Source organism: Streptococcus mitis SK597, from assembly GCF_000148545.1.
Lineage (GTDB): Bacteria > Bacillota > Bacilli > Lactobacillales > Streptococcaceae > Streptococcus > Streptococcus mitis_C.
Genome location: NZ_AEDV01000079.1, coordinates 1 through 4,847 on the forward strand (window position 1 = coordinate 1; position 4,847 = coordinate 4,847).

Annotated in this window: 4 protein-coding genes and 2 pseudogenes; 2 read left to right on the forward strand and 4 right to left on the reverse strand. The window is 36.9% G+C overall.

The window, feature by feature from the left end:
- Positions 1–111 precede the first annotated feature (111 nt).
- Positions 112–603: a thiol peroxidase gene (gene tpx / locus SMSK597_RS10160; protein ID WP_000256026.1), complete on the forward strand. Its 492-nt coding sequence runs from the start codon at positions 112–114 to the stop codon at positions 601–603.
- 180 nt (positions 604–783) lie between these two features.
- Here the strand turns inward: tpx and SMSK597_RS10165 are convergent.
- The 4 genes and pseudogenes from SMSK597_RS10165 to SMSK597_RS13960 all read right to left on the reverse strand — a co-directional run.
- A pseudogene (locus SMSK597_RS10165) lies at positions 784–942 on the reverse strand (competence protein ComA); the annotation flags it as partial.
- Between the two features lie 140 nt (positions 943–1,082).
- On the reverse strand, positions 1,083–1,715 hold the full coding sequence (locus SMSK597_RS10170; RefSeq protein WP_000571434.1) for an ABC transporter ATP-binding protein: 633 nt from the start codon (positions 1,713–1,715) through the stop codon (positions 1,083–1,085).
- Between the two features lies 1 nt (position 1,716).
- On the reverse strand, positions 1,717–3,732 hold the full coding sequence (locus SMSK597_RS10175; protein ID WP_000732388.1) for a DUF1430 domain-containing protein: 2,016 nt from the start codon (positions 3,730–3,732) through the stop codon (positions 1,717–1,719).
- 127 nt (positions 3,733–3,859) lie between these two features.
- A pseudogene (locus SMSK597_RS13960) lies at positions 3,860–4,029 on the reverse strand (PhrA family quorum-sensing system peptide).
- Positions 4,030–4,217: 188 nt separating this feature from the next.
- On the opposite strand from SMSK597_RS13960, the gene SMSK597_RS0102930 reads away from it, so the two are divergent.
- On the forward strand, positions 4,218–4,847 hold a 630-nt coding region (locus SMSK597_RS0102930), incomplete at its 3' end, for a helix-turn-helix domain-containing protein (protein WP_001093642.1).

The following is a 4,847-nucleotide window of genomic DNA, read 5'->3' on the forward strand; positions in this document are numbered from 1 at the left end:
CGTCATTCTCACATGAGCTGGCGTTTTTTTCTATGCCCATATTTCCGGTCAAATCATTGGAAAATTCCGACTGTTTCAGCTAAAATGGAAGAAAAAAGATTGGAGTATCTTATGGTAACTTTTCTCGGAAATCCTGTGAGCTTTACAGGTAAACAACTACAAGTCGGCGACAAGGCACTTGATTTTTCACTCACTACAACAGACCTTTCTAAAAAATCTCTGGCTGATTTTGATGGCAAGAAAAAAGTCTTGAGTGTCGTTCCTTCTATCGATACAGGCATCTGCTCAACTCAAACGCGTCGTTTTAATGAAGAACTGGCTGGACTGGATAATACGGTTGTCTTGACTGTTTCAATGGACCTACCATTTGCCCAAAAACGTTGGTGTGGGGCTGAAGGTATTGAAAATGCCATCATGCTCTCAGACTATTTCGACCATTCCTTTGGACGTGATTATGCCCTCTTAATCAATGAGTGGCACCTATTGGCACGCGCAGTCTTTGTCCTCGATACCGACAATACTATTCGCTACGTTGAATACGTGGACAATATCAACTCTGAACCAAACTTTGAAGCCGCAATTGCAGCTGCTAAAGCCCTATAGAAAAAATCCTCTGTCGCAAAGAGTTCTCTACTCTTTGAAACGGAGGATTTTTCTTATTCTTTAATTATTGTTTATTTTGAAATGAATCCTTCAAAATCTTTTAGTTGAAAATTATATTTTTCAGTGAGTAACACATTATCCACTGCAACATCTTCTCCCAATGGGTAAATATTTCTTTTGAAATGGTTGTAGGAGGAAAATCTCTCCTACACTATTATTGATTCTGAGAGAAAATTGCAAAATATCATCTACCAAACTTTCAATTATTAAGATTTTTTGCAGTTTATCTGAATTAGAATCGCAAGGCTTCTCAATAATATAATTGTCGAATTTTTTCATTCTAACTTCCTCTCCACTATTTCTTCCTTTATCAAGAAAAAGTTACCTCAATATCAATAAAATACAATTCTAAATTAACTCCAATTATTGATTCATGATAATATTTCAGTAACTCATCGTGCAATTAAAAACAAGGGTTTTTATTTCAGACGATCCATCGTGAACACTTCATCAGCCATCTCCCAAATTGCCGGATTATGTGTTGCGATAATGATTAGCCTATTATCATCTCGAAGAGATAGCAAAATCTCCATAATCAACTGAGAGGTTGCTGGGTCTATTGAAGCTGTTGGCTCATCTGCCAGAATAAGGGGTGGATTCTTTAAGATAACTTTTGCCAAGGCAACACGTTGCGATTCTCCGCCCGATAACTCAAAGATGCGCTTATCTAGGTCAAGATAAGCCAGGCCGACCTGTTCTAAGGCCTGCTTCTGCCTCAACCGCTGTTCCGACCGACTCAACTTTTGACCAATGAGACCTAGCTTAAGGTTTTCTTCAATACTTTGGTTTTCAATTAAGCCAAAGTTCTGGAAGAGGTAGCCCAATTCGTGACGGAAAAAATCACTCGATTTATAATTGGCCAAGTCTTTACCTCGGTAAAAAATCGTCCCATCATAAGATTCTAATTTTCCAATCATGTTCATCAAGGTTGTTTTTCCGCTACCACTTGAACCAATTAAGGCATAGACTTTTCCAGCCTCAAATGTCATTGAAAGATTCGAAAATAACTCTCGTTCTCCAAAAGATTTACTCACCTGTTTAAGTTCAATCATATTAACCTCCCTTCAAAACAAGCATGGACATCTTGTTTTCTTTCTGCATTTGGACATGTAACTGTAAAAGAGATAGACCAGTAAAGAGTAACAAGACTAAGAAAGCAACTACTATCTCTACCATAAGAAATACACTCGCAACAAATCCCAGTAAAAACACACCCAGTTGAGCAAAGAGATAAGTGCGATGGATTTCTAAGAACCTGAGACCTGCAATGCGTTTGATAAAAATGGCACGTCTAAATTCTTCAAAGTAGAGCCTATTCATAGTGTTAAACAACAAGATTGAAGTTGCAATCCCAAGCACAGCTCCTGCTAGCATTACCCAACGTTCCCTCTGGATATTATCCAATAATGTGATGTAGTTGTGGTAACCTGTTTGCATTTCTGAGACCCAATTTTCAATGCCTTGTCTCTGGATAAGCTCCTGGGCATCAGACAATTGATTAAAGAGAATGTAGTTCTGTACTGCGTCTATCCAAAACAAAATGGACTGTGGACCAGTTGATTGGGGTGTTATAACAATGATGATTGGATCTTTCAAAAATTGTTGGTAAGAAATAGGGGTCGTATTATACACAAAACGATCCTGACCTGATTCTAAATAACCTACCGTAGCAGTCATTTGCTGTCGTTCATCTTGACTAGACATGCGACTGGTTAAGTCGTCTTCAAAAACAGATTTATAATGTTCTTCCTCTGAACGGAGGTGTTCAGGCAGCAATAAGACAAACTCCCCTACATCAAGGTGATTCATCTTTTGCTCAATAGTTGTATCTACAGGAATGTTTTGACGCTCCAAGTATTGCGGTGTGACGATAAGGATATTGCCATTCGGGCTGTAATCGTACCATTCTGTAGAGGTTATAAAGTTTTTGGAGGAAGCCATGCCATTTTGCAAAGTACGGTCAATTAACTGGTGTCTAGATAAGAAAGCCTTTTGTTCTGAAACAGCCAGATCCATCAATTGATACCAAGTTCTGAGTTTCCTTTGAGCTTGTTCATCAAAACCAGGACTCGTTCCTTCACGGCTGATTGATAGGGTAATCAGTTGCCTTTCCTGGCTCCAAGCCTCTTGTCCAATCCGATGCTGTTGCCAGGCTTGGGAATACTTTAAGCTACTCCCTATTCCCAGCGTTACAATAATAATCGCTAATAGTTGACCGATTAAAATCAAACTAATGATTCCTCTGACAGGCACTTGCCCTTTTATAATCTGCATCAGGTGTATCTTTTTTATCCCAACTGCGAAGAGTTGAGCGAAAAACAGGGAGATCGACAACAAGATGAGATTATAACTGAGCAAGCCTGCTCCTATGGTCATTAGGGATTGCGTTGGAAGCGACAGAATTTTTTGCATAAGAATGGTGAGCACGCCAGCTAAACTGAAACCAACAGCTATCCCTTTCAAATCCTCACCAACTGGTCTAAGAAAAATGGACCACCGTTTCTCTCCTGAAATGAGGCGAATGCCCGACGACCGTAATTGGCTAATTTGACTAATTAAAGTCAGTGCTCCAAAGGTTAAGATGAAAATCAATAGACTGATTAACTGAAATCCGTTACTAAAGATAGCCATTAACGTAGATAGTTTAGATGGAATTGTCAGGTGCATATTAGTCAAGCCAAGTTGACTTAGCTCCTCCCTTAGCAAGTGAATATCTAGGTGTCCATCGAATACAAAATAGTTTGTTTCAACACTACTACTTTGAGCATCTTCTAGTTTTTTTTCCTGTAGCCCATCAGGCAACTTTCCGTCTCCAAAGGTCGTATAAGAAAAAACTGTAGTACCTTCTGAGTTAGGATCTTGGTGTTGAATCGCAATAAAGCTATCTGTTTCTTCTGCTAGTTTTTCCAAGCGTGTAGCAACATGCTGAAAAGTTGTTTCAGGGGAAGAATCATGTACAACAACGTTGGGGTAATAATAGGAGACATATGTATCAGTCCAAATGGTAAATACCCAAACAAAGAACAAACTAGCAAGCAGGTTGGATATGAGTATAAATAATTTTTTCATAGTGCATTCCTTATTCTAAAACAGAGGGCAGAAATACCCCTGACCTCTATAAACTAACAAGCTTACTAAACTATTGATAAAAGAATCTTCTTCTCTCTAAATAGTTGAATTTTGAAGTAATACGAAATCAATCAGCCTTCCCAACATCAAGACCATTGGACTTCTTTTGTGATTCTACTCGAATCTCCAATCGTTTATCCTTCTGAATAACTGTTGATAGGGGATTGTATTACCAAATGCAAGAACACTTAGTAATACAAATATAACTATTTTTTTAATTCCACGTTTTTTTCTCATGCAATGAAACCCCTTTCTTTTTCCTTATTTTTATTCTAACATATATATTTTATTCATTCAAGTGTTTATGTTCATTTTAACTTTTTTTTATATTATTAAACATAAACATTTTTTATTCCTTTAACTTGCTATTTTGAACTAAAAATTTTATAATGAAATTAAGCAAATAGGAAGGTTTATTATCTTTAATGAATACACTCGCAGAGAAATTCAGATTGAAAAGAAAAGAGTTGAGACTCTCCCAACAAACTCTTGCAGAAGGAATTTGTGAACAGAGCCAGATTAGTAAAATTGAGAGGGGACATTTTATTCCCTCCGCAGACCTTTTGTTCAAACTCTCACAACGACTTGAAGTACCATTAGATTATTTTTTTAATGAACAAATTAAAATTAAATCTAACCTCTCTAATTTCAAGCAATTATCTGCTCGACTATTAGATGACAGAAATTATGACAATTTGGAATATATTTATAGAATAGAGATTGAACGAAGTACTTTTCTAACACTAGAAGACCGAACTTACCTTGAATGGATTAAAGCTATTATTGACTTCTATCAATATGACAGTAAGTGTGAGGCTATTTCTTCATTGGAAAATATATTATTAAAAGTCTCTTCAAATACTCTGATTTATTTAAAGGCATTGAATACTCTATCTAATTTCTATTCCTTAGTGGGTCGTGAACAAGAATATGAGGCAAACTACTCTCATTTGATGGAGTTATATCAGACAAAAAATTTTGAGCATCAAGAGTTTTTATTTGGCTACATCAGAGTTCGTTACAACTACGCTCACTACCTAGTGTCAAAGGAAAAA